This is a genomic window from Rhizobium sp. P1_C7, from assembly GCF_056406295.1.
Window position 1 is genome coordinate 71,011 of sequence record NZ_JBFUAL010000002.1, and the last position, 22,831, is coordinate 93,841.

The following is a 22,831-nucleotide window of genomic DNA, read 5'->3' on the forward strand; positions in this document are numbered from 1 at the left end:
GTTTTCGTAAAGTGAGGCAATCATGAGATACGAGAGTGATGCCGCTGCCTGTCGGCAGCTCGACGAGCCAGGAGAAAGGGACGGCCACGTGATCTCGTGGCAGCAGCGTGACGTCAATCTGCCACCCGACCCCGTTCTAAAGCTAACGGCAGTCGCGCCCGATCGGGCTTTTGGCAGGTTTCTGGCGAAATTGGAACTGGATACCGACAGTTGGAGTGCGAAAATCAATAGCCAGCCGCGGGAGGCGCGTTGACCGCCCAAAATGTTCTTTGGCGAAGATCGAAGGCAAGATTACCGCCGCCGGCGGCAGTCCGCGAAGCAGCTGAGGAGAAGTATCGACTTCGGAAACCCCAAAATCCTTTCCCAATAAAGTTTTCCTTCAGGGAAGTAGGGTCGCATTTCCTTAGCCGTAAGCAATTGTGTCGACAAAATTTCTTCTAGCGCCGGGTTCTTCGGCCACCCCGAGGTGTGGCCCAGCGGCCGGGTGGGGGCGATTTTGGAGCGGAACTGCAGCGGTAGAAATTGTATTCCCGGGGACAACCAGTGGAGCCTCATCAGAATGTAACGGTATGGCGTTTGCACCAGGTATCTTGGCGCAAGCGATCGAATTGCGGGTGAGAGCATTGACCACGCCCTGTGGCCGCCGACATACTCGACATGGCTGTTGGAAAATACAAGATCAATGCTCTGGCCGGCCAGCAGCGTATCGGCATAGCAAGCATCGCGTTCGATCTTCGTAAGCCAACCGGATTGTTCTCCGGCGTCAAGATTGACAACGGCTAATCACGAGGGCGAATGGGACCCCTTAGGCGTCATTCCCTCGTTAAGCCGAGATCCAAGACCCTCATTACCGAAAGGACCGGAAAAAGCTTGTGAGTCAGCGCCAATAGCGCAAAATTGCCATGGCACGGAGACACCGATGAGCAGAATTCTAGCACTTACATTAACCGCGTCGTTGATCGGGCTGGCTACGGTTACTTCGGCGTGTATGCCTACGCACAATTCGAATCGCGCCGATTTCCAATAACCAACCAAGGACTTCCGTGAATCCGGCTTGTGCGGATGGTTTCAGACCGAGTAACGCCCGCTCCTGCAGCTACTGACGCTTGATGCCGCGTGCTACCTGGCTGAGGCGAGCGCTATTCTGGATCGACGTTGGGCGCTGCAGTCACCTCGGCCAACTTCTCCCGAGCAACGCGTTCAAGCTCGCCAGTCTCGTGCATGCCTTGCTTCCAGAGCGACAACAATAGCGTAGCGACCTGCAATACGGCCCTTCGATCTCGCTCAATTCGGTTCTCCCGGCACAGGACTTTTAGAACGAAATTGATGACAGAAAGATCGAGACGGCGATCCACTCAGCCACCCGCACCGCGAGGAGCACCGTTCTCTAAGGCGTCGCGGTATTGGATTGTCTCAGCTTCGTTGGTGCCGATTGATACACCAGAAGGTGAGGTAAGACGCACACCAGGTCCGCCGGATCCCGAATCGTTGCCGTCGACGAAGGTGATGCCGGCTGCCTCCAGGGCGGCGACTACTGATGCGACATTGTTCTTCATTCCCTCTGCCGCTCCCAAGCTGGCTTCCATGCGACGCAGCGTCGGCGCAGAGACATTCGCCTTGGTGGCCAATTCAACCTGGCCCATGCCTAACAGCGCACGGGCTGCTGCAAGCTGCTTGCCGATAACATGATTAAAATCGCTCATGCTGATGAAACTCGCTTGATCCACTCAATTGATGCTACTAGTTATCGTAATGAGCGAATTTAATCAATGGGAGGAGCCACCGGTGACCATCCATTCAACGACAAAGGCCTTCGACAGAACTTTGTTGCCGCGCGGCTTGATAGCGAGCCGACGTATCATGACATACAGCAATCTGGAAGTTTGATCGGTCAGATCATCGAGGTTTTATCTAAGTGGAAGAAGAGCGCCAGCGGCCGTCAAGGACGGTCTGGTCAAGCGGAACTCCGAAGTGACCACACGCCATCACAAAGCGTCCCGAATTTCGGAAATCTACTTCCGGCGGCGATCTCCCAATGCATCGATCAACCGGTGTACCTTTTCGGTGGCATAGACGATGTCTTCCCTGGGCAGATGCACCGTTATTTCGATCTCCTGCCATCGCCCGCCTTGATCTTTTGCATAGCGGACAGCGGCCTTGAGAGAATTAAATTCGACAGCGGGAGCGTCGGCAACCCAGAACTGCACGGTGCATTTAGCTTCTGCGTAATCCGAAAGTGATTTGATTGCATCTAGGGCCATGCGTGAGCTTTACACTGCAGGCAGTTCGTTGGCTACTGCGGGCTGCGGGCAAATAAGATTCATCTGCATCGACCTGTCGGGACCGCCCTTAAGCCTGAAGCGGAATGCACCAGCGTCGGCCTGCCAGTCGTCTCTTGTTGTTAGTGGCGAGCCTTTTCGTGATGGGAGACTAATTTGCCGCTGCGTTACCGACACGTTTTCCGGCGTTCTGCGTGGCGTTTACTGTGTTTGCTGCATCACGACCGACCCCCTTTATAGTGTTTGCACAGGAGGCGAGGGCGAGCAAAACGAAGCAGGTGGACGTCAGCGTCGATACGAATTACATCTCTAGGTCCTTTGTTTAGGCGGCTTCTCGGTCTTGAAAAAGCTGGCAGGCGGGGTGCGCCTCGTGGGAAGAACCTAGAGGCCGGAAAGTTCCCAGCGCCAATAACTGTAGTCGTTTGCCGTCGACAAGCGTCCCATCGGTACCCGAGACAAAACGCCAAGGCGCCTATGGTCACAACAATGGTCGTCGCGGTGTTTGGATGCTCGACCACGCCAGCGACGACGGCCGTTGACTCACGCACAATGGCGTCCGTAGCCGTTTCCGTTTCCTGATGCCTGTCGGATCTTACGTGGGCGTTCCGGTGAAGCCGGCGTTCAGATCGCTTTTGGGCATAGCTTTTCTCCTTGCCGATGAAGGGAAAACCGGTGGAAAGCGAACTGGCGCTCAGATCAAGCAAAAGCCCGATGCGGAGGGAACTGACACCGGGTCTTGTGGGCTGCAAGTGGGCTAGCAGCCCGCGCGCAACGTTCGTCTGAGCGTACGTTGCTAGCGACATGCTGGCCCGCTAACGACAACGTGCTGGTTGCAGTGAATGACAATCGCGGCCCAGCTGAAGACTGGGAGATGGACGACGAGATTCCTTTCTGGCAGAGGACGGCGATCTCACGATCAGCTGCCGTGCGATGGCGCAAACGATAGAGAACATAAATCGTGGCATTCGGAAGATTTAGAAACGAAGAAGGTCCTTCAGAAATTGAGCCGCACGCCAACGACATTTGCATTAGAGCCGCCATGCATGTCGCCGAGCGTCCCCCAGGCTCCGGACCGGTGGTGAACCCGCCAGAAGAAATCGACGTCGGGCATGGCGTCGAAGGAAAGGTTCAACTCGGGGCCGAGATAGAACAGCGTTCTGGCGTTCCCGTCGCGTTCAAGCTCGTTCTCACGCTCCCGTCCCTCCTGGGTATGCGTGACATAGCTGATGCCAAACGTAAAGGCTGGCGAGATACGGACAGCATCGCCAATCTCGAAACCGTCGTAGCGACCGACGACGCCGCCCCAGAATTCCGCATTCGGATGCCCGCCGAATCTTCCGGCGAGCCCTGCTTCCAGTCCGAACCTGAAGGAGCCCATCCTTGCCGGGAAGTACTGGTAGCCGAGGCCGCCGATCGGGAGGTTGTCGTATGTGACACCGAAAGGATTGGCTGTGTGGAGCATGTCCGCGTCGACCATAATGCCGCCGAAGGCGAATACCGATTGATCGACGTCGAGGTTCTGTGCCTGCGCGTCGGTTGTTCCCAAGAGCGGCATCGTGGCAGCGCCGAGCAGCAGAGCAACCGGGATGGCAGTTGAAGCCTTTATATTGGATCTATTCCTGGACTTCATGTTTTCTCCAGCGCGCGTGTGCATCCACTTTACGGAAGTCCGCCTAATATTTCTTGAACAGGCAGGTTCGAAAGGTCGAAGTCGATTTTTGCGGCATTAGGTATGCAACGACCACCAAAAACAGACTAACCAGTGGTGCGGTCTCGGCAAGCGCCTGCCGCGACGAACGAGGTTTTAAATCCCTAGCCCGTCGCGGCCGTGTAGCGGCATCTCCGGTTGTAGAGCGCCAGCGTTGTGCGATCGAGGTCATGGCCGACTTTCCGTGGTTCTCAATTGAGGGTCGGATCATCGAAGATGACGAATTTTCCCGCCCCATTGAGCCGGCAGAACTGATCATCACGATAGCGCCGTCCCTAGCACCCACCGATACGGCCGGCCAAAGCTGCCGCGCGTGAGCCACACCTGATAGAGTTCCCGCCCTCGAGCGCTCCTCTGCCGTCACAGGAAAATCCCCGGCAACCCGGCATAACGCACGGACTGGCCGATCCGGAATTTCCAGTCCGCTTGATATACGCGCCGTCTTCTGGTTTCACAGGCGCGCTCAACTTCCTGTAACGACCCGTGAGAGGCGAGCCACTCAACACGCGGTTGCGGACGAAAGAACGCTTTGAGAACGCGTTTTGCAAACTGCCAGTAAACTATGCAAACCGGCGTTGTCGCCACAAATCTCTAATATTGAAATTTCGTCTTTGAGATCAACGCCTTACGGTGGTGAGAGCGTCGGGGTTCGAACCCGAGACCTACTGATTAAAAGTCAGTTGCTCTACCAGCTGAGCTACGCTCTCCCTTGTTCCAAGGCTCAATGGCGCCCCGGCTGGAAGTGCGCGGAACATATGCAGCGACACCATCGCGGTCAACCGAAAATTCTCCCTATTCAGTGCATTAGACACATTTCTTGCGGTGAGCCTAAAAAAGCGTGATGGCCGGTCCGTAAACGAAAGCCCGCGCCTGAGCGCGGGCCGAGGTATTGTGGGCCTATCGAACGGTGTCTCAAGTCGGCGCTAGTGCTTGCCTTTTAGGCTTTGCTGGCCTCCCTTCATCTGCTTTTCTTTCTTGCTGTCAGCCTGCTGGTCGCGGGAACCTGAAGACATGTTGCGCTCGCTTGCGGAGGCGCCGGCGTTTTTCTGGCTCTGTTTGCCCGCCTTGACGTGCTGATCGTGGGTTCCACCTTGGTTTGCCATTTCGGTCTCCTTGGACTTTGAAGCTGAGGCCACGTCGGACCTCAAGCTGCTTAACCCCAATGGGGCACAGGGGTTCCCCGGTTTAATATTTCGTGATGGCACAGGCGCGACTGGTTGGTTCGGACGCTTGGCCGATGTCGTTTGCCAAACCTGTTGCGAGAATGTTCTTTCCGCCGTGGAACCGACGATAGGCACTCCCACCATTGTGCCACAATGCACGACAAGACAGAATGTTCCGAAAAATATTTAAGTAAATCAAACTCTTCGGCGCGGTCTATATGCTTCACAAATGCGTGTAGCGCCCTATTTATCCTTATCATCAAAAGGAGATTGCTATGACCAACGTGATCGAACACCCCACCACGCGAAAGGTTTTGCGCGGGCGTCCCTACAGTCTCATCGAGTTCGCGCTGAAGTATCGACTGGATGAGGACGAAGCGACGCGCCTCTTTGACAAGTTTGGTCCATCGGCGACCGAGCTTGACCTTCTGATGGCTGCCAAGCGTCGTCCGCCTGTTTTCCTGGCCGCACTCGGTGCCTGATACCCCCCGCTGCGGGATAGGAAGGAGCTAAGTAAAACCAGACTTTCATTACCAAGATTTCATTTCCTTTTCGAGCGCCTCCATGCCAATGCGGTCGCTGATAATCGTACGTTCAGCTTCACGTTGCTATTCGAGGACGGACGGCCGGCGTGGTCGAGATTGATCGAGGCGGGAATGAACGATACTGGGAACGTCAGCAAGGCGAAGACAACCGGAAGTGCGGATCTGGCCGCGATTCTTGCGGCGTCCGGCCGCCAGAAGAGTAGGCGCTGGTTCAAGCGCTCGCTGGTGCTGCTGCTGCTGATCCTGGTCGCCGCGGGCGCAGCCTATGTCTATTCGCGGCAGGGTGCCAGCCAGTTGAGCTACACCACCCAGGCGGCGAAGCGAGGCGATCTGACCGTGCTGGTGACAGCGACCGGATCGGTGCAACCGACCGAGCAGGTGGACATTTCCAGCGAGCTGTCCGGCACCGTTCGCGACGTCAACGTCGACTACAACAGCGAGGTCAAATCAGGCGAGGTTTTGGCCGTGCTGGACACCAACAAGCTGGAGGCGGACGTCAAGAGCACGCGCGCCAAGCTTGATTCGGCCAAGGCCAATGTGGTCAAGGCCAATGCTGATCTTGAATCCGCTCAGAGTTCACACGGGCGAATCCGCAATCTGGTCCAGAGCAGCGTCTCCACCCAGCAGAGCCTGGAGGACGCACGGTACAAGCTTGATTCGGCCGTTGCCGCAAAGGAAATTAACGAAGCCGCGGTGCTGTCGGCGGAAGCCGATCTACAGCTCGCGGAGATGAACCTTGCAAAGGCAAAAATCGTGTCGCCGATCAACGGCGTGATTCTGACGCGCTCTGTCGATCCAGGGGCGACGGTTGCCGCATCTCTCTCGGCGCCCGTGTTATTTGTTATCGGCGGCGACCTCAGAAAGATGGAGCTGCAGGTCGATGTCGATGAGGCCGATGTCGGCCAGATCGCGGTTGGCCAGAGGGCAGTATTTACCGTCGATGCCTATCCTGATCGCACGTTCCCGGCCGAGATCAAGCAGATACGTTTCGCGTCGGAGACGACGAACAACGTGGTGACCTACAAGGCGATCCTGTCGGTCGACAATGCCGATCTGCTACTGCGTCCCGGCATGACGGCGACAGCTGATGTTACGGTCGAGGCGGTCAAGGACACGCTGATGGTTCCGAATCAGGCGCTTCGCTATGCGCCGCCTGCTGTCGAATCATCCCGCGGACGGGGACTTTTCGGGTTGTTTAGACCGCCGCGGATGGGACCGCGCAGCGGCGGCAATCAGGGCGGCGAGGCTTTGACCGGCGCCAAACGTCGGGTCTGGGTGCTGAGGGCCGGAAAGCCTGTTCCTGTCGTCGTCCAGGTTGGCTCGTCGGACGGGCAGTTCACCCAGGTCGTTTCCGGCGAATTGAAGGAGAACGACGCCCTGGTCACCGACTCGACCGAGCAGTCGAAATAGGCGGCCGGAACATGACGATGCCGAACCCGCCACTCATCGAATTCAGGCATGTGTCCAAGATCTATGGTCAGGGAGAGGCGGCAATTCGCGCGCTCGATGCTGTCGATCTGTCGATCCGCACGCATGAGTTCGTCGCTATCATGGGGCCGTCCGGCTCCGGCAAGTCGACGGCGATGAACATTCTCGGCTGTCTCGACGTGCCGACCGCGGGGGACTATCTTTTTCAAGGGATTTCCACGCGCGGCTTCGATCGCGCGCAGCTGACGATGCTGCGCCGTCACATGCTGGGGTTCGTTTTCCAGGGTTTCAATCTGCTTCCGAGGACGTCGGCGGTGGAGAATGTCGAGTTGCCGCTGATCTACCGCGGCATGCACGCCGGCGAGCGTCATCGGCTGGCCCGAGAAGCCCTGGGCCTTGTCGGCCTGTCCGGGCGCGAGCATCACAAGACGCAAGAGCTCTCGGGTGGTCAACAACAGCGCGTCGCCATCGCGCGGGCGATCGTCACGCGGCCGTCGCTGCTGCTTGCCGACGAACCGACCGGCAATCTCGATACCAAGACCAGTGTGGAAATCATGGATCTGATGACGCGTCTCAACCGAGAGCAGGGCATTACGATCGTCATGGTGACCCATGAGCCAGACATTGCGGCCTATGCGCAGCGGCTCCTGCGCTTTGTCGACGGGAAGCTTGAAACGGAGGGTGCCGAGAGCGGGAGGGCAGAGCATGTTCTTCGAGACGCTTAAACTCGCGCTGCGGGCGATCAGCCGCAACATGCTGCGTTCCTTCCTCACCGTTCTCGGCGTCGTCATCGGCGTTGCAGCCGTCATTGCGTTGGTGACGATCGGCAATGGCACGACAGCCCAGGTGACATCCGAGCTGTCGCGCCTTGGAACGAACATGCTGTTTGCGCGCCCCGGCCAGTTCGGCCCCGGCCGCGCGAGTTCCGAGGCACGGCGCTTCACCGTTGCCGATGTAGATGCCATCCGCGATCAGGTCCGCGGTCTGCGCGCAGTCGCGCCGCTGAACCAGACAACCGCGACTGTCATCTACGGCGGTCAGAGCCATTCGACGACCGTCATGGGAACGACAAACGATTACCTTATCGCCCAGGACTGGGACATGGCGGTCGGTCGCACCTTCGAGGCCGCCGAAGAGCGGGGTCGCGCTCGCTGCATCCTGGGGGAGACGGTCCGCTCGCAGCTCTTCGGTGCCGCCGATCCCACCGGACAGCAGATCAGGGTCGGCAAGGTGTCTTGCGGCGTGATCGGAGTGCTCGCCAAGCGCGGCCAGTCCGGCATGGGCAACGACCAAGATGATGTCGTCGTGATGCCTGTCAAAGTCTATCAGCGCCGGATCGGCGGCAAAGCCAACGCAAACGTCTCGATGGTGGTGATCTCGGCGCGCGACGGCGTTTCGACGTCGAAGGTGCAATCGGAAACGGAAAACCTCCTGCGCGAGCGGCGCAAGATCGTTCCCGGCCGCGACGACGATTTCAACGTCAACGACATGACGCAGATTGCCGAAGCCATGACCGGCACGACCATGCTACTGACCAGCCTGCTGGGCGCGGTTGCGGCGATCAGCCTGCTCGTGGGCGGTATCGGCATCATGAACATCATGCTGGTCTCGGTCACCGAACGCACGCGCGAGATTGGCATCAGACTGGCGATCGGAGCTTTGGAGAAGCAGGTTCTGCTGCAGTTCCTCGTGGAGGCAGTCGCCCTCTCCATCTTCGGTGGGATCACCGGCATTTTGCTCGGGCTGGGCCTCGGCTTCGGCGCTGTGACGCTGTTGAAAGTGCCCTTTGTCGTAAGCCCCATGATGATTGCTGTGGCATTCGTCTTCTCGGCCGCGATCGGCATGATATTCGGTTACTTTCCGGCGCGGCGCGCAGCACAGCTCAATCCGATCGAAGCGTTGCGCCACGAATAACCGGTTGGCCGCGGCGCCGGTATATTACTCTGATATATCAAAGCAACTTACCATTGCATTCAAGGCGCGGCTCGTTAAGATATATCAGAGCGAATACGGATCCGCGATGCAGAATTCACAGAGCCACCTTGCCTACCTGGCGCTGGAGCACGCGATCGTGACCCTGGCCTTGCTGCCCGGCGCGCTTGTGACCGAGAAACAGCTTATCGATCTTTCGGGTCATGGTCGCACGCCGGTGAGGGAGGCTATCCAGAAACTCGCCTGGCAGCGCCTGATTGTCGTGAAACCGCGTGTCGGTCTGCAGATCGCCGAGATCAAGCCGAGTGACCACCGCCACGTCATGCAGGTTCGCCGCGAACTCGAACCGATTGCTGCAGCGCTTGTGGCGGAACATGCGAGCGATGAGCAGCGAAATCAGCTTGTAGACTGCGCGCGTACGATGGGAGACAGCGCGGTCAGCGGTGATTTGGCTGCGTTTTTTGCCGCCGACAAGACGTTTGACGAAATTCTTGAAGAAGCATGTCCGAACGCCTTCATCATTTCGGCGCTTGCGCCCGTTCAGACGCATTCGCGCAGGCTATGGTACTCGACGGCAAACCCCGATCGCATGGACCGGTCTATCTCGCTGCACGTCGCCGTTATCCGTGCCATTCAGCAAAGCAAGGCAGCCGACGCCCGCAAGGCGATGACGTCGCTCATCGATTACCTCAGTTACCAATGAAAAGCGGCCCTGTTTCCAGGGCCGCGATCTCAGTCCGTGTGCCCTTGGGCTTAGCCGACGAAAGCCCGTTCGATCACGAATTCCGCGGGCTTGCTGTTGGCACCTTCGTTGAGGCCCGCGTTTTCCAGGAGTGCCTTGGTGTCCTTGAGCATCGCGGAGGAGCCGCAAATCATGCCGCGATCGATCGCCGGATCGAGAGGCGGCACGCCGAGGTCGGCAAACAGCTTGCCCGATGAGATCAGGTCGGTGATGCGGCCACGATATTCAAAATCCTCGCGGGTAACGGTCGCGTAGTGGCGCAGCTTGTCGCCGACGACTTCCTTGAGCAGTTCGTCCTGCTGAATCTCCTGCATGAGGTCGAAGCCGTATTTCAGTTCGGCGACGTCGCGCGTCGTATGGGTGAGGATGACTTCCTCGTACTTCTCGTAGGTCTCGGGATCGCGGATCAGGCTCGCGAAAGGTGCGATGCCGGTACCGGTCGAGAACATGTAGAGACGACGGCCTGGGGTAAGCGCATCGAGCACCAGCGTGCCGGTGGGCTTCTTGCGCATCAGAACCTGGTCGCCCGGCTTGATTGCCTGCAGGTGCGAGGTTAGCGGACCGTCCGGAACCTTGATCGAGAAAAACTCCAATTCCTCGGCCCAGGCCGGGCTGGCGATGGAATAGGCGCGGAACACCGGCTTCCCTTCGACCATAAGACCGATCATCGCGAATTCGCCGGAGCGGAAGCGGAAGCCCTGCGGACGCGTCATCGTGAAACGGAACAGGTGATCCGTGTAGTGCGTGACGCTGAGCACGGTTTCGGCATAAACGCCGGCAGGAATCGGTGAGGCGAAGTCTTCGGTCTTGGCAGGGGCGTTCATTGCGGTTTCGGATCCCGTAGTTCGTCGAATGATCTTTTCGATGCGAGCGAGATATTACAAATAGGCCTTCGGATAAAGGTATTCCATTCTTTCTCTGGGGACTTGCACGAAATATGCATGTCATTGTCAGGATTCGAACGCCCTGTGTCCATCCGTCGCTTTTGCGCTGGCGAACCGATGCAAAGGATGCATATTAAGCAAAAAATCGCGCCTGCCGGGTGCGAATGGCTTGGGCTGCTCGGGGAAACATGAAGATTTTCAAGTACAAGCGCGTACCTTATGCGGAGATGCGCGCCTTTTCCGTCCATATTTTGACGGCCTCCGGCTCATTTTTGGCATTTCTCGGTGTGGTGGCGGCCGCAGAACATCGTTTTATCGACATGTTCTGGTGGCTCGGCCTTGCGCTCCTTGTCGATGGTATCGATGGGCCGATCGCGCGCAAGGTTAAGGTCAAGGAAGTTCTGCCGAACTGGTCCGGTGATACGCTCGACAACATAATCGACTACGTGACCTATGTGCTGTTGCCGGCCTTTGCCCTTTACCAGAGCGGTATGATAGGCGAGCCTTGGTCGTTCGTTTCGGCGGGAATGATCGTCGTGTCAAGCGCCATCTATTACGCCGACATGGGCATGAAGACCGACGAGTATTTCTTCTCCGGGTTCCCGGTTGTCTGGAACATGATCGTCTTCACGCTCTTCGTCATCGATGCGAGCGCGGTCACGGCGCTGGTCGTCGTCACCGTATCGGTGGTCCTGACGTTCCTGCCAATTAACTTTCTGCACCCGGTCCGCGTTCAACGCCTGCGGCCCCTGAACCTCGGTATCTTTCTGTTGTGGTCAGCACTGGGGATGTACGCGCTTCTGATGCACTTCAGTATCCCGCATTGGGCGCTTGTCCTCTTCGTTGTGAGCGGCATCTATCTCTACTGCATCGGTGCCGTTCTGCAGTTTTTCCCGGCGCTGGGACGGAACGCATAGGAGGCGGACTATGGCCACGACCAAAGCGATATTGCTGAACAGGACCGGGGGGCCCGAGGTTCTGGAATATGCGGACATCGACCTGCCGCCGCCGTCTGCCGGTGAAGTGCAGATCAGGCACGCCGCGATCGGCCTGAATTTCATCGATGTCTATTTCCGCACGGGCCTCTATAGGGCACCACACATGCCCTTCGTGCCGGGAAAGGAGGCTGCGGGCACAGTCATTGCACTCGGCCTCGGGGTGGACGATTTCAAGCTCGGGGATCGCGTTGCCTATGCCGGTTCGGACGGCGCCTACAGCGTCGAGCGGAATATCGAGACGAAGCATCTCGTAAAGGTGCCGGATGGTATCTCGCTGGAGACCGCCGCGTCGATGATGCTGAAGGGCATGACTGCAGAATATTTGCTGAACCGTACGTTCAAGGTCGGCCCCGGCACGACGATCCTGTTCCACGCGGCTGCGGGCGGCGTCGGCCAAATTGCCGGCCAATGGGCGAAGGCGCTCGGGGCTGCGGTGATCGGCACCGCGGGCTCGGACAGCAAGGTGCGCATGGCGCTCGAGCATGGCTACGATCACGTCGTCAACTACAACACAGAGAATTTTGTAAACCGGGTTCGGGAGATCACGGGCGGCAGGGGAGTTGATGTCGTCTACGACTCTATCGGCCGCGATACCTTTCCACAGTCCCTCGACTGTTTGAAGCGGCTCGGCATGTTCGTTTCCTTCGGGCAGTCTTCCGGGCCAGTCGAAAACTTCACGCTGGCGATGCTCGCGCAGAAGGGCTCGCTCTTTGCGACGCGCCCCACGCTTTTCTCCTACATCGCCACGCACGATGAGCTAACTGATTGTGCAAACGCGCTATTTGATGTTGTTTTGAGGAACAAAGTGCGTATCAATATCAACCAAACCTATCCGTTGCGTGAGGTTGGGCAGGCCCACACGGATTTGGAGTCAAGAAAAACGACCGGAACTACACTGCTGATCCCAGAATGATCCATAACGGGCAGGTCGGCAGAGGGAAATGAGGGGAACGTGTCTTCATCGGATGTGCCGGTTTCCGGCGCGTTATTGTCGGTTCAGAAGCTGACTAAGCTCTTTGGCAGCTTTGCTGCCTGCAGCCACATCGATCTCGATATCGCGCAGGGTGAAATCCACGCTCTTCTCGGTGAGAACGGCGCCGGAAAATCCACGCTGGTGAAGATGCTTTTCGGCGTTCTCGAGCCGACGGATGGACAAGTGGTGTGGGAAGGGCGACCCGTCTCGATCACATCGCCGGGCGCCGCCCGAAAGCTCGGCATAGGTATGGTCTTTCAGCATTTCTCGCTTTTCGAGGCGCTGACCGTTGCCGAGAATATCGCGCTTTCCCTGGACGACAGCATTCCGATCGGCAAGATCGCCGAGGAGGCGCGCGCGCTTTCACGCACCTACGGCCTGCCGCTCGATCCGCACGCCCATGTCGCAGATCTGTCTGTCGGCGAGCGCCAGCGCATCGAGATCGTGCGGGCGCTTCTGCAAAACCCCAAGCTCATCATTCTCGACGAGCCGACCTCGGTGCTGACGCCGCAGGAGGCCGACAGGCTTTTTGAAACCCTGTTCAAGCTGAAGGCTGAAGGCCGTTCCGTCCTCTATATTAGCCATCGGCTGGAAGAGGTGCAGCGCATCTGTGATCGCGCCACCGTTCTTCGGCATGGCAATGTGACGGGCGCGTGCGACCCTCGTCGCGAGACCCCGGCCTCGCTCGCCCGCATGATGGTAGGCAACGACGTCGCCGTCGTCACGCACCCGGATCGCGGCAACAAGGGCGATGTCCAGCTCGCGGTGTCAAACCTGTCTGTCGCGGCTCGCACGCCCTTCGCCGTGCCGCTCAGGAACGTGTCGCTGGCCGTGCGTTCGGGTGAAATCCTGGCGATCGCCGGTGTTGCCGGGAACGGCCAGGGTGAGCTTTTCGATGCCCTGTCCGGCGAATATCCGGTCTCGACACCCGCAGCCGTGACCATCCGTAGCAAGCCGGTCGGGACGCTCGGAATTACCGCCCGTCGTCTGCTCGGCGCCGGCTTTGTGCCCGAAGAACGCCACGGCCACGCTGCCGTCTCTGCCATGAAGCTCTCGGACAATCTGGTCCTGGCGCGCAGCCAATCCGATCGCAAGGCGTTCCTCGGCGGCGGCTTTCTGAAGGTCATTCGCCGCAGTGCAGTGAAGAGTGCGACCAAGCGCATTTCCGAGGTGATGGACGTGCGAAAGAGCGGCGAGGATCCTGCCGCGGGCTCGCTTTCAGGGGGCAACCTGCAGAAATTCATCGTCGGCCGCGAGCTCGACCGCCAGCCCATGGTTCTGGTCGTCAACCAGCCGACGTGGGGTGTCGACGCAGGGGCGGCCAGCCGCATTCGACAAGCGCTCGTCGATCTGGCGCGCAAGGGTTCCGCAGTGGTGGTCATCAGCCAGGACCTCGACGAGATATTCGAGGTTGCGACTGAAATCGCGGTCATCTCCGAGGGTCGACTGTCGCAGCCCTTCGCCGCCGGCGAATTGTCGCGTGAAAAGATCGGCCTCTTGATGGGCGGCCTGCATGATAGCACGACCGCACCGGAGACGGCCCATGCGCATTGAACTCGAAAAGCGGCCTCAGGCTTCCCGGCTATACGGTTTCGTATCGCCGCTGTTGGCGTTGGCGCTGACGCTGATCGCCGGTGCCGTCATGTTTGGGATTCTCGGCAAGGATCCGGTCGAGGCGCTGGACGCCTTCTTCCTCGAGCCGCTGCTCGAAGTCTGGTCGCTGCACGAATTGGCTGTCAAGGCAGCACCTTTGATCCTGATCGCGGTTGGGCTCGCCGTCTGTTATCGCTCGAACAACTGGAATATCGGCGCCGAAGGCCAGTTTACGATGGGCGCGATTGCCGGCTCCATTCTGCCGATCCTGTTTACCGAGTGGCACTCGCCGATGGTGCTGCCGCTGATGCTGGTCATGGGGGCAATAGGAGGCGCGTTTTTCGCTGCCATCCCGGCACTTCTGAAGGCGCACTTCAACACCAATGAGATCCTGACGAGCCTCATGCTGGTCTACATCGCGCAGCTTTTCCTCGATTGGCTGATCCGCGGCGCCTGGCGCAACCCGCAGGGCTTCAATTTTCCCGAAAGCGTGCCGTTCGCCCCTGAGGCGACGTTGCCTGCGATCTGGGAGGAGTCCGGCCGCGCGCACTGGGCATTCGTTTTCGCCATCGTCGCTGCCATCCTCGTCTGGTTCATGCTGAAATACACGCTGCGTGGGTTCGAGATCGTGGTGCTTGGCCAATCCGAGCGGGCAGGGCGCTTCGCCGGGTTTTCGTCGAAGAAGATGATCTGGTTCAGTTTTCTCTTTTCAGGCGCGCTCGCTGGGCTTGCCGGCATTTCCGAAGTGTCCGGCTCGATCGGTCACCTGCAACCGGCCATCTCTCCCGGTTATGGCTTCACCGCGATCATCGTTGCGTTTCTCGGGCGTCTCAATCCTCTCGGCATCGTCGCGTCTGGACTGGTGCTTGCGCTGACCTATCTCGGCGGCGAAGCAGCGCAGCTTTCGATCGGCGTCTCCGACAAGGTCACCCGCGTCTTCCAGGGCCTGCTGCTCTTCTTCGTGCTCTCCTGCGATACGTTGATCTACTACAAGATCCGGATTGTCTGGTCGCGACTGCGGGGAGGCGTTGCATGAGTATTTTCGAAGCAATCCTCCTGACCGTCATCACTGCGTCGACACCGCTCGTCATCGCAGCACTCGGCGAGTTGGTGGTCGAGCGATCCGGCGTGCTCAATCTCGGCGTCGAAGGCATGATGATCATGGGGGCCGTCGCAGCCTTTGCCGGCGCGCAAGTGACGGGCTCGCCGTACATTGGGCTGTTTGCCGGGATCGGTGCCGGCGCACTCTTCTCGCTGCTCTTCGGGTTTCTGACTCTGACGCTCGTCGCCAACCAGGTGGCGACCGGCCTGGCGCTGACGATCCTCGGTCTCGGAGTATCCGGCATGCTGGGCGAGGGGTACGTCAGCGTGCCCGGCGTTCGGCTTGCGCCGATTGTCGTCCCTTATCTATCGGATATCCCGCTTCTGGGCTCCGTGCTGTTCAGGCAGGATCTGACTGTCTATCTGTCGCTTGCGCTACTCTTCGGCGTCAGGTGGTTCCTGTTCCGCAGCCGCACGGGTCTCAAGCTCCGCGCGATCGGAGACAGCCACGGCTCTGCCCATGCGCTCGGCATCAACGTCATTCGCACCCGCTATCTCGCCGTGATGTTCGGCGGCGCATGTGCGGGCCTCGCGGGCGCGCAGCTATCGCTGGTGTATACACCGCAGTGGGTTGAGAATATGTCGTCTGGTCGCGGCTGGATCACGCTGGCGCTGGTGGTTTTCGCCTCCTGGCGTCCATTGCGCGTCTTCGCCGGCGGTTACCTCTTCGGCGCCGTCACGATCCTGCAGCTGCACGCGCAGGCTTTTGGCGTCGGCATCCCGGCGCAGTTCCTGTCGATGCTGCCCTATGCGGCGACTATTGTGGTTCTCGTCATCATTTCTCATAATCGGCGCACGACGTTGATCAATACGCCTGCGTCGCTGGGAAAGCCTTTCGTCCCGGAACGCTAAGCACAAAAATGAGACGGGCTTCCGGAAACTCAAACCAACAGGGGTTATCATGAAAAAACTAGCACTCGCGTTCGCCGCATCGGCCGCTACGATCCTGACCGTCGGGTCCGCCGCCCTGGCCGCGGACAAGACGAAGATCTGCTTCGTTTACGTGGGCTCACATACGGACGGCGGCTATTCGCAGGCGCACGATCTCGGACGTCAGCAGATCCAGAAGGAATTCGGCGACAAGATCGATACGCCATATCTTGAAAACGTGCCGGAAGGCCCCGATGCCGAGCGCGCCATCGAACGTCTGGCCCGCTCTGGCTGCAAGCTTATCTTCACCACATCCTTCGGCTTCATGGACGCGACCGTGAAGGTTGCCGCCAAGTTCCCGAACGTGAAGTTCGAGCACGGCACCGGCTACAAGTCCGGTCCGAATCTCGCGACCTACAACTCGCGATTCTATGAAGGCCGCTACATCCTCGGCCAGATCGCAGCAAAGACGTCCAAGAACCACGGCGCTGCCTACATCGCCTCCTTCCCGATTCCGGAAGTCGTCATGGGGATCAACTCCTTCGAGCAGGGCGCCAAGTCGATCGACCCTGACTTCAAGCTCAAGGTCATCTGGGTGAACACTTGGTTTGACCCAGGCAAGGAAGCCGATGCCGCAAAGGCGATGGTCGACCAGGGCGTCGACGTTCTGACGCAGCACACCGATACGACGGCACCGATGCAGGTTGCCGAGGAGCGCGGCATCCACGCGTTCGGCCAGGCTTCAGACATGATCGCAGCCGGCCCGAAGGCTCAACTGACGGCGATCGTCGACACCTGGGGTAACTACTACTCCAAGCGCGTTCACGCGCTCCTGGACGGCACCTGGAAGTCCGAGCAGAGCTGGGATGGTCTGAAGGACGGCATCCTCAAGATGGCGGACTACACCAACATGCCTGACGACGTGAAGAAGATGGCCCAGGAAACCGAAGCCAAGATCAAGTCGGGCGAACTGCATCCCTTCACCGGCCCGATCAACAAGCAGGATGGGACGCCTTGGCTGAAGGCTGGCGAGAAGGCCGATGACGGTACCCTGCTCGGCATGAACTTCTACGTCGACGGCGTTGACGACAAGTTGCCGAAGTAAGCCGGTCGCCTCAATTAGCAGATGCGAAAGGGCGCCCCCGTCGGGCGCCCTTTTTGCTGCACTGCATGCAATAATGTGCATTTACAAAAGTAATACTATATGATTTTCCTAGTGCGTGCCGCTAGGAGGCGGCTTTGGGAGGAAATCATGAAATTGAAGACTGCACTCTTGAGTGCTACGATTCTTGCTGCCTGCATGTTCGGTTCGGCGTCAGCTGCCGAGCTCGTCGTAGGATTCTCGCAAATCGGCTCGGAATCCGGATGGCGTGCCGCTGAAACGACCGTCACCAAAGAGCAAGCCAAAAAGCGCGGCATCGATCTGAAGTTCGCCGATGCCCAACAAAAGCAGGAAAACCAGATCAAGGCGATCCGATCCTTCATCGCTCAGGGCGTCAATGCCATCCTACTCGCCCCCGTCGTCGAGACCGGCTGGGACGCAGTCCTGAAGGAAGCCAAGGAAGCCGATATCCCTGTCATCCTGCTTGACCGCAACATCAAGGCTCCTGAAGACCTTTACCTCACCGCCGTCACCTCCGATCAGGTTCATGAAGGCAAGGTTGCCGGCGACTGGCTCGTGAAGACGGTCGGCGACAAGAAGTGCGATATCGTCGAGCTTCAGGGCACCACCGGCTCGTCGCCGGCGATCGCCCGCAAGAAGGGCTTCGAGGAAGCCATTGCAGGCAAGTCGAACTTTAAGATCGTTCGTAGCCAGACCGGCGACTTCACCCGCACCAAAGGCAAGGAAGTCATGGAAAGCTTCCTGAAGGCTGAGAACGGGGGCAAGGACATCTGCGCTCTCTATGCGCATAACGACGACATGGCCGTCGGCGGCATCCAGGCAATCAAGGAAGCTGGCCTGAAACCAGGTAAGGATATCCTTGTCGTCTCGATCGACTCCGTTCCTGACATCTTCAAGGCTATGGAAGCCGGCGAGGCCAACGCCACCGTCGAACTGACGCCGAATATGGCTGGTCCGGCGTTCGACGCTCTCGACGCTTACCTGAAGGACAAGAAGGCTCCGCCGAAGTGGATCCAGACGGAATCGAAGCTCTACACCCAGGCTGACGATCCGAAGAAGGTCTACGAGTCCAAGAAGGGCCTCGGCTACTGATCTGATGTTGGAACCGCACCGGCCCGTCATGGGCAGGTGCGGAACTGCCTGACCTTTGCCGGGCATCATGTCCGGCCGCGGCGCGGCAATATGGGTCAATATCAGGAAAAAGCGCCTTCATGATTCACGATTTCGAGAACGTCCTTGCCGCATCCGGGGTGTCTAAATTCTTCCCCGGCGCGGTTGCGCTCGACAAGGTCGACTTCACCCTGCGCAAGGGCGAGGTTCACGCGTTGCTCGGTGAAAACGGTGCCGGCAAATCGACGCTGATCAAGTGCATAACCGGTGCCTATCGCCGCGACGAGGGCAGCCTCATGCTGGAGGGTGCCGAGATCGATCCTGCCGATACTCTCGCTGCCCAGAAGCTCGGCATCGGCACGGTCTACCAGGAAGTCAACCTCCTACCGAATCTCAGTGTCGCCGAAAACCTCTTCATCGGGCGCCAGCCGAAGCGGTTCGGCATGATCGACGTTCGCGCCATGAACAGGCAGGCCCGCGCTCTGCTTGAAGAATACGGCGTCGATATCGATGTGACCGCGCAACTCGACCGTTTTTCGGTCGCCGTCCAACAGGTCGTTGCCATAGCCCGCGCAGTCGATCTGTCCGGCAAGGTTCTCATTCTCGACGAGCCGACTGCAAGTCTCGATGCTCAGGAAGTGGCCATGCTGTTTCGCATCATGCACGACCTGAAGAAACGCGGATTAGGAATTGTGTTTATTACGCATTTCTTGGAGCAAGTATCCGAAATTAGCGACCGGATCACTGTCCTCAGAAATGGCAAGTTGGTGGGCACCCACGACACGGCAGAATTGCCGCGTCAGGGGCTGATCTCAATGATGCTGGGTCACGAGCTGGCGCACGCCGAGGCCGCCGTCAAGGAGCGCTCGATTGCCGCCGGGCCTGTGAGATACAGCTTCGAGGGCTACGGCAAGCGCGGCAAGGTGAAGCCGTTCGACCTCAAGGTTCGTGTCGGAGAAGTTGTCGGTGTCGCCGGGCTGCTCGGCTCCGGACGGACCGAGACAGCGGAGCTTTTGTTCGGCATCGAGCATGCCGACAGCGGTACGGCGAAGGTGGATGGGAAGCCGGTCTCATTGTCTAGCCCCCGGGCAGCGATCCGCAATGGCTTTGGCTTCTGCCCGGAAGACCGCAAGACCGACGGGATCATTGGCGACTTGTCGATCCGCGAAAACATCGCGCTGGCGCTGCAGGCCCGCAGGGGGTGGGCCAGACCTCTGTCGCGCGGCGAGCAGAACGCACTGGCGGACCAATACATCAAGGCGCTGGACATCCGTACGACGGATAGGGAAAAGCCAATCCGCCTGCTTTCCGGAGGCAACCAGCAGAAGGCTATCCTCGCCCGGTGGCTGGCAACCAATCCGGAATTTCTTATCCTGGACGAGCCCACGCGCGGCATCGATGTCGGCGCTCACGCGGAGATCATTCGCCTGATCGAGCAACTGTGTGAAAAAGGCATGTCATTGATCGTGATTTCATCGGAATTAGAAGAGCTTATAGCCTATAGCTCACGTATCTTGGTATTGCGGGATAGAGAGCATGTAGCGGAACTTGCCGGCGACAGCTTAAGCACCGCGCGGATCGTGCAGGCGATCGCCGCTGTGCAGAAGAAGACGGAGGACGCATGACTTCGTCACAAAAGGCACTGCTCGTACGTCTTGCTCCTCAGCTGATTGCACTGGCTGTCATTCTTCTTTTGAATTTCATCATGTTTTCGCAGTTCTTTAATGTGACTATTCAGAATGGCCGGCTGTATGGCAGCGTGATCGATGTGCTGAACCGCGGCGCGCCCGTTGCCCTGTTGGCGATCGGCATGACACTTGTGATCGCGACGAAAGGCATCGACCTGTCGGTCGGCGCTGTTGTCGCGATCTGCGGAGCGGTGTCTGCATCGTCAATTGTCTCGGGCAACTCGCTCGGCTGGACATTGTTCGTGACCATACTCGTGGGGCTCGCCTGCGGAGCGTGGAACGGGTTTCTGGTGGCCATCCTCAACATTCAGCCGATCATTGCGACGCTGGTTCTGATGGTTGCCGGCCGCGGCATTGCCCAGCTGATCACCGAGGGTGTGATCATGACCTTCAACGACGACGGGTTGATCTTCTTCGGCAGCGGATCCTTTGCCTTCATGCCCATGCCCGTGGTGATCTGGTTGGTTGTAGGAGCGCTTGTCACGCTGTTGGTACGGCGAACCGCGCTTGGGATGCTGATCGAGGCAACCGGCATCAACCGGCATGCGAGCACACTGTCCGGTGTGAGAACGCCGGTGCTGCTGATGGCGGTCTATATTCTGAGCGGGCTCTGTGCTGCTATCGCCGGCATCATCGTCGCCGCCGACATCAAGGGAGCGGACGCAAACAATGCCGGCCTGTGGCTGGAGCTCGACGCCATCCTTGCGGTGGTCGTCGGCGGCAATTCTCTGCTTGGCGGTCGGTTCAGCATCATCGGCTCGTTGATCGGTGCGATGATCATCCAGGCGGTCAACACCGGCATCCTGCTGTCGGGTTTCCCGCCCGAGTTCAACCTGATCATCAAGGCGGTGATCGTGCTTGTCATTCTGGTGATCCAGTCGCCTGCGGTGCAATCAGCTGCTGTCTTCCTTGGACGTCGGCCGAGTCTGAGAGGGGAGCTTCAGAAATGAACTCAAAATACCTGCCCCTGCTGGCCACAATCGTGATCTTCGTTCTGTCCTATGCAGTCTGCGCGCTGCAGTATCCTAACATGCTGTCGACGCGCGTGATCGGCAACCTTCTGACCGACAACGCCTTCCTCGGCATTGCGGCCGTCGGCATGACCTTTGTGATCATCTCGGGTGGCATCGATCTGTCGATCGGCTCGGTGATTGCCTTTACCGGCGTATTTCTGGCGGTCGTCTTGCAGAACACCACGATCCATCCGCTACTGGCCTTCGCGCTTGTGCTCGTCATCACCACGGCATTCGGCGGCGCGATGGGCGCGGTGATCCACTATCTCCAGATGCCGGCATTCATCGTCACGCTCGCGGGCATGTTCCTGGCCCGTGGCATGGCCTTCGTCCTGTCGATCGACAGCATCCCGATCAACCACGACTACTACACGACGCTGTCGGGGCTTTACTACAAGCTGCCTGGCGCAGGTCGCTTGACGCTGGTTGGGATTGTCATGCTGCTTGTTTTTGCCGCCGGTATATTCATCGCGCACAGAACCCGCTTTGGAGCCAATGTCTACGCGCTTGGGGGCGGTGCGCAGACGGCACAGCTGATGGGCGTTCCTGTCGGACGCACCACGATCCTGATATACGCCCTGTCCGGCTTCCTCGCTGGTCTATCAGGAATCGTTTTTTCGCTTTATACGTCCGCCGGCTATTCCTTGGCGGCGGTTGGCGTCGAACTCGATGCTATCGCGGCAGTGGTCATTGGGGGGACACTGCTGACGGGAGGAGCGGGATTTGTGGCGGGAACCTTCATCGGGCTTCTCATTCAGGGGCTTATTCAGACTTACATTACCTTCGACGGAACACTTTCCAGCTGGTGGACGAAGATACTGATCGGCCTGCTGCTCTTCGCATTCATTCTAATGCAGAAGGGCATCCTGTTCCTATCACGCTTGAACAAGAGGTATGCCTGACGGAGGGGTGTTGTTTGCGCAATCGAATGCTTGATACGGGAAAGATGCTGCGGAGATCTCGCACCAGCCATGCGCAGGTGGTGGATGAGCTCGGGCGGGCGATCGTCGCAGGAACCTATCCCGTGGGAAGCATTCTGCCCGGCGATCTCGAACTTGCGCAGCGCTTCAAGGTGTCGCGGACAGTCCTTCGCGAGACGATGAAGACGCTGGCTGCCAAGGGCATGATCGTCGCCAAGGCGCGCGTCGGCACGCGGGTGACGGAGAAAAACCAATGGAACATGTTCGACAGCGAGGTCATTGCCTGGCATTTTGACAATGGCGTCACCGAAGAGTTCCTATTGCAGCTCTATGACATCCGTCTCGCGGTCGAGCCCTTTGCGGCGGGCCTTGCGGCGGAGCGGGCGAGCGGGATCGATATCGAGCAGCTCACCAGTCTCGCTCTGGAAATGGCGCAGCCTGGCCATACGACGGAAAGTCTCGCTCTTGCAGACTTGCGCTTTCATCTGGCGATTGCCGATGCTGCCCACAACCCGTTCATGCACACGCTGGGAAGTCTGATTGAAGCCGCCCTTGTCGGCATGTTCCGGATCAGCACGCCGCCCTCGCAGAACGGTTTCTCCAATATCGCAAATACGCACATGCGAATCGTCAAGGCGGTCGTGAGCGGTGACGTCCAGGGGGCCCGAAAGGCAATGGAAGCGGTCATCGTCGAGGGTCGTAATCACGTGCGCGAATCCTACGCATCGATTGCCAAGACTCCAGCCTAATCAATTTTGACC

Annotated in this window: 24 protein-coding genes and 1 tRNA gene; 18 read left to right on the forward strand and 7 right to left on the reverse strand. The window is 58.8% G+C overall.

Annotated elements, in window-relative coordinates; all coding sequences use genetic code 11:
• Window positions 1-22: 22 nt before the first annotated feature.
• Together AC1D2R_RS03435 and AC1D2R_RS03440 are read left to right on the forward strand one after the other, a co-directional pair.
• Window positions 23-253, forward strand: coding sequence for a hypothetical protein (locus tag AC1D2R_RS03435; RefSeq protein ID WP_477964794.1), 231 nt, complete (start codon window positions 23-25; stop codon window positions 251-253).
• Between the two features lie 383 nt (window positions 254-636).
• A complete protein-coding gene (locus AC1D2R_RS03440; protein ID WP_477964796.1) occupies window positions 637-783 on the forward strand; it encodes a hypothetical protein in 147 nt (48 codons plus the stop codon).
• Between the two features lie 572 nt (window positions 784-1,355).
• Here the strand turns inward: AC1D2R_RS03440 and AC1D2R_RS03445 are convergent.
• The 6 genes from AC1D2R_RS03445 to AC1D2R_RS03470 form a co-directional block, all read right to left on the reverse strand.
• Entirely contained in the window at window positions 1,356-1,703 is a 348-nt protein-coding gene (locus tag AC1D2R_RS03445; RefSeq protein WP_477964798.1) for a helix-turn-helix domain-containing protein, read from the reverse strand.
• A gap of 309 nt (window positions 1,704-2,012) precedes the next feature.
• Window positions 2,013-2,261, reverse strand: coding sequence for a hypothetical protein (locus AC1D2R_RS03450; protein ID WP_477964800.1), 249 nt, complete (start codon window positions 2,259-2,261; stop codon window positions 2,013-2,015).
• Between the two features lie 169 nt (window positions 2,262-2,430).
• On the reverse strand, window positions 2,431-2,568 hold the full coding sequence (locus AC1D2R_RS03455; RefSeq protein ID WP_477965381.1) for an entericidin domain-containing protein: 138 nt from the start codon (window positions 2,566-2,568) through the stop codon (window positions 2,431-2,433).
• Window positions 2,569-3,273: 705 nt separating this feature from the next.
• The gene (locus AC1D2R_RS03460) at window positions 3,274-3,909 is read right to left on the reverse strand and encodes a hypothetical protein (RefSeq protein ID WP_477964802.1); all 636 of its coding nucleotides are present in this window, start codon (window positions 3,907-3,909) and stop codon (window positions 3,274-3,276) included.
• A gap of 709 nt (window positions 3,910-4,618) precedes the next feature.
• Window positions 4,619-4,694 (reverse strand) — tRNA-Lys (locus AC1D2R_RS03465).
• A 216-nt stretch (window positions 4,695-4,910) separates the two neighbouring features.
• Window positions 4,911-5,090, reverse strand: a complete 180-nt coding sequence (locus AC1D2R_RS03470) for a hypothetical protein (protein ID WP_477964804.1) — start codon at window positions 5,088-5,090, stop codon at window positions 4,911-4,913.
• Between the two features lie 335 nt (window positions 5,091-5,425).
• Between AC1D2R_RS03470 and AC1D2R_RS03475 the strand changes: the two genes are divergently transcribed.
• The 5 genes from AC1D2R_RS03475 (at window position 5,426) to AC1D2R_RS03495 (ending at window position 9,758) form a co-directional block, all read left to right on the forward strand.
• On the forward strand, window positions 5,426-5,632 hold the full coding sequence (locus AC1D2R_RS03475; protein ID WP_477964806.1) for a hypothetical protein: 207 nt from the start codon (window positions 5,426-5,428) through the stop codon (window positions 5,630-5,632).
• A 174-nt stretch (window positions 5,633-5,806) separates the two neighbouring features.
• Window positions 5,807-7,105: an efflux RND transporter periplasmic adaptor subunit gene (locus AC1D2R_RS03480; RefSeq protein WP_477964808.1), complete on the forward strand. Its 1,299-nt coding sequence runs from the start codon at window positions 5,807-5,809 to the stop codon at window positions 7,103-7,105.
• Window positions 7,106-7,122: 17 nt separating this feature from the next.
• Window positions 7,123-7,848 carry an ABC transporter ATP-binding protein gene (locus AC1D2R_RS03485; RefSeq protein ID WP_477965383.1) on the forward strand — a complete coding sequence of 242 codons (726 nt, stop codon included), beginning with the start codon at window positions 7,123-7,125 and terminating at the stop codon, window positions 7,846-7,848.
• Window positions 7,829-9,037, forward strand: coding sequence for an ABC transporter permease (locus AC1D2R_RS03490; RefSeq protein ID WP_477964810.1), 1,209 nt, complete (start codon window positions 7,829-7,831; stop codon window positions 9,035-9,037). Before AC1D2R_RS03485 ends, AC1D2R_RS03490 begins: the two co-directional genes overlap by 20 nt.
• 106 nt (window positions 9,038-9,143) lie before the next feature.
• Window positions 9,144-9,758: a GntR family transcriptional regulator gene (locus AC1D2R_RS03495; protein ID WP_477964812.1), complete on the forward strand. Its 615-nt coding sequence runs from the start codon at window positions 9,144-9,146 to the stop codon at window positions 9,756-9,758.
• Between the two features lie 50 nt (window positions 9,759-9,808).
• On the opposite strand, the gene AC1D2R_RS03500 is transcribed toward AC1D2R_RS03495, so the two are convergent.
• Window positions 9,809-10,621 carry a ferredoxin--NADP reductase gene (locus tag AC1D2R_RS03500; RefSeq protein WP_477964814.1) on the reverse strand — a complete coding sequence of 271 codons (813 nt, stop codon included), beginning with the start codon at window positions 10,619-10,621 and terminating at the stop codon, window positions 9,809-9,811.
• Window positions 10,622-10,869: 248 nt separating this feature from the next.
• On the opposite strand from AC1D2R_RS03500, the gene pcsA reads away from it, so the two are divergent.
• From pcsA to AC1D2R_RS03555, 11 genes are all read left to right on the forward strand, one after another.
• A complete protein-coding gene (gene pcsA, locus AC1D2R_RS03505) occupies window positions 10,870-11,598 on the forward strand; it encodes a phosphatidylcholine synthase (protein ID WP_477964816.1) in 729 nt (242 codons plus the stop codon).
• A gap of 10 nt (window positions 11,599-11,608) precedes the next feature.
• Window positions 11,609-12,592, forward strand: coding sequence for a quinone oxidoreductase family protein (locus tag AC1D2R_RS03510; protein WP_477964818.1), 984 nt, complete (start codon window positions 11,609-11,611; stop codon window positions 12,590-12,592).
• 39 nt (window positions 12,593-12,631) lie between these two features.
• Entirely contained in the window at window positions 12,632-14,206 is a 1,575-nt protein-coding gene (locus AC1D2R_RS03515) for an ABC transporter ATP-binding protein (protein WP_477964820.1), read from the forward strand.
• On the forward strand, window positions 14,196-15,281 hold the full coding sequence (locus AC1D2R_RS03520) for an ABC transporter permease (protein ID WP_477964822.1): 1,086 nt from the start codon (window positions 14,196-14,198) through the stop codon (window positions 15,279-15,281). Before AC1D2R_RS03515 ends, AC1D2R_RS03520 begins: the two co-directional genes overlap by 11 nt.
• Window positions 15,278-16,198: an ABC transporter permease gene (locus tag AC1D2R_RS03525; RefSeq protein WP_477964824.1), complete on the forward strand. Its 921-nt coding sequence runs from the start codon at window positions 15,278-15,280 to the stop codon at window positions 16,196-16,198. Before AC1D2R_RS03520 ends, AC1D2R_RS03525 begins: the two co-directional genes overlap by 4 nt.
• Before the next feature lie 49 nt (window positions 16,199-16,247).
• A complete protein-coding gene (locus AC1D2R_RS03530; protein ID WP_477964826.1) occupies window positions 16,248-17,321 on the forward strand; it encodes a BMP family ABC transporter substrate-binding protein in 1,074 nt (357 codons plus the stop codon).
• 147 nt (window positions 17,322-17,468) lie between these two features.
• A complete protein-coding gene (ytfQ, locus tag AC1D2R_RS03535; RefSeq protein ID WP_037061626.1) occupies window positions 17,469-18,431 on the forward strand; it encodes a galactofuranose ABC transporter, galactofuranose-binding protein YtfQ in 963 nt (320 codons plus the stop codon).
• A gap of 119 nt (window positions 18,432-18,550) precedes the next feature.
• Window positions 18,551-20,074 carry a galactofuranose ABC transporter, ATP-binding protein YtfR gene (gene ytfR, locus AC1D2R_RS03540; protein WP_477964828.1) on the forward strand — a complete coding sequence of 508 codons (1,524 nt, stop codon included), beginning with the start codon at window positions 18,551-18,553 and terminating at the stop codon, window positions 20,072-20,074.
• On the forward strand, window positions 20,071-21,087 hold the full coding sequence (locus AC1D2R_RS03545) for an ABC transporter permease (RefSeq protein WP_477964830.1): 1,017 nt from the start codon (window positions 20,071-20,073) through the stop codon (window positions 21,085-21,087). The genes ytfR and AC1D2R_RS03545 overlap by 4 nt, the downstream gene beginning before the upstream one ends.
• Window positions 21,084-22,052, forward strand: a complete 969-nt coding sequence (gene yjfF / locus AC1D2R_RS03550; protein ID WP_477964832.1) for a galactofuranose ABC transporter, permease protein YjfF — start codon at window positions 21,084-21,086, stop codon at window positions 22,050-22,052. Before AC1D2R_RS03545 ends, yjfF begins: the two co-directional genes overlap by 4 nt.
• A 26-nt stretch (window positions 22,053-22,078) precedes the next feature.
• The gene (locus AC1D2R_RS03555) at window positions 22,079-22,819 is read left to right on the forward strand and encodes a FadR/GntR family transcriptional regulator (RefSeq protein WP_477964834.1); all 741 of its coding nucleotides are present in this window, start codon (window positions 22,079-22,081) and stop codon (window positions 22,817-22,819) included.
• The last annotated feature ends 12 nt before the right edge of the window (window positions 22,820-22,831 follow it).

Excerpts from the sequence above, each read along its gene's own strand:
- AC1D2R_RS03525 (WP_477964824.1), top strand. The coding sequence starts at position 15,278 with ATGAGTATTTTCGAAGCAATCCTCCTGACCGTCATCACTGCGTCGACA.
- AC1D2R_RS03485 (WP_477965383.1), top strand. The coding sequence starts at position 7,123 with ATGCCGAACCCGCCACTCATCGAATTCAGGCATGTGTCCAAGATCTAT.
- AC1D2R_RS03450 (WP_477964800.1), bottom strand. The coding sequence starts at position 2,261 with ATGGCCCTAGATGCAATCAAATCACTTTCGGATTACGCAGAAGCTAAA.
- AC1D2R_RS03530 (WP_477964826.1), top strand. The coding sequence starts at position 16,248 with ATGAAAAAACTAGCACTCGCGTTCGCCGCATCGGCCGCTACGATCCTG.
- AC1D2R_RS03500 (WP_477964814.1), bottom strand. The coding sequence starts at position 10,621 with ATGAACGCCCCTGCCAAGACCGAAGACTTCGCCTCACCGATTCCTGCC.
- AC1D2R_RS03495 (WP_477964812.1), top strand. The coding sequence starts at position 9,144 with ATGCAGAATTCACAGAGCCACCTTGCCTACCTGGCGCTGGAGCACGCG.
- AC1D2R_RS03545 (WP_477964830.1), top strand. The coding sequence starts at position 20,071 with ATGACTTCGTCACAAAAGGCACTGCTCGTACGTCTTGCTCCTCAGCTG.
- AC1D2R_RS03520 (WP_477964822.1), top strand. The coding sequence starts at position 14,196 with ATGCGCATTGAACTCGAAAAGCGGCCTCAGGCTTCCCGGCTATACGGT.
- AC1D2R_RS03470 (WP_477964804.1), bottom strand. The coding sequence starts at position 5,090 with ATGGCAAACCAAGGTGGAACCCACGATCAGCACGTCAAGGCGGGCAAA.
- pcsA (WP_477964816.1), top strand. The coding sequence starts at position 10,870 with ATGAAGATTTTCAAGTACAAGCGCGTACCTTATGCGGAGATGCGCGCC.
- AC1D2R_RS03435 (WP_477964794.1), top strand. The coding sequence starts at position 23 with ATGAGATACGAGAGTGATGCCGCTGCCTGTCGGCAGCTCGACGAGCCA.
- AC1D2R_RS03510 (WP_477964818.1), top strand. The coding sequence starts at position 11,609 with ATGGCCACGACCAAAGCGATATTGCTGAACAGGACCGGGGGGCCCGAG.
- yjfF (WP_477964832.1), top strand. The coding sequence starts at position 21,084 with ATGAACTCAAAATACCTGCCCCTGCTGGCCACAATCGTGATCTTCGTT.
- AC1D2R_RS03460 (WP_477964802.1), bottom strand. The coding sequence starts at position 3,909 with ATGAAGTCCAGGAATAGATCCAATATAAAGGCTTCAACTGCCATCCCG.
- AC1D2R_RS03445 (WP_477964798.1), bottom strand. The coding sequence starts at position 1,703 with ATGAGCGATTTTAATCATGTTATCGGCAAGCAGCTTGCAGCAGCCCGT.
- ytfQ (WP_037061626.1), top strand. The coding sequence starts at position 17,469 with ATGAAATTGAAGACTGCACTCTTGAGTGCTACGATTCTTGCTGCCTGC.
- AC1D2R_RS03475 (WP_477964806.1), top strand. The coding sequence starts at position 5,426 with ATGACCAACGTGATCGAACACCCCACCACGCGAAAGGTTTTGCGCGGG.
- AC1D2R_RS03490 (WP_477964810.1), top strand. The coding sequence starts at position 7,829 with ATGTTCTTCGAGACGCTTAAACTCGCGCTGCGGGCGATCAGCCGCAAC.
- ytfR (WP_477964828.1), top strand. The coding sequence starts at position 18,551 with ATGATTCACGATTTCGAGAACGTCCTTGCCGCATCCGGGGTGTCTAAA.
- AC1D2R_RS03555 (WP_477964834.1), top strand. The coding sequence starts at position 22,079 with ATGCTTGATACGGGAAAGATGCTGCGGAGATCTCGCACCAGCCATGCG.
- AC1D2R_RS03480 (WP_477964808.1), top strand. The coding sequence starts at position 5,807 with ATGAACGATACTGGGAACGTCAGCAAGGCGAAGACAACCGGAAGTGCG.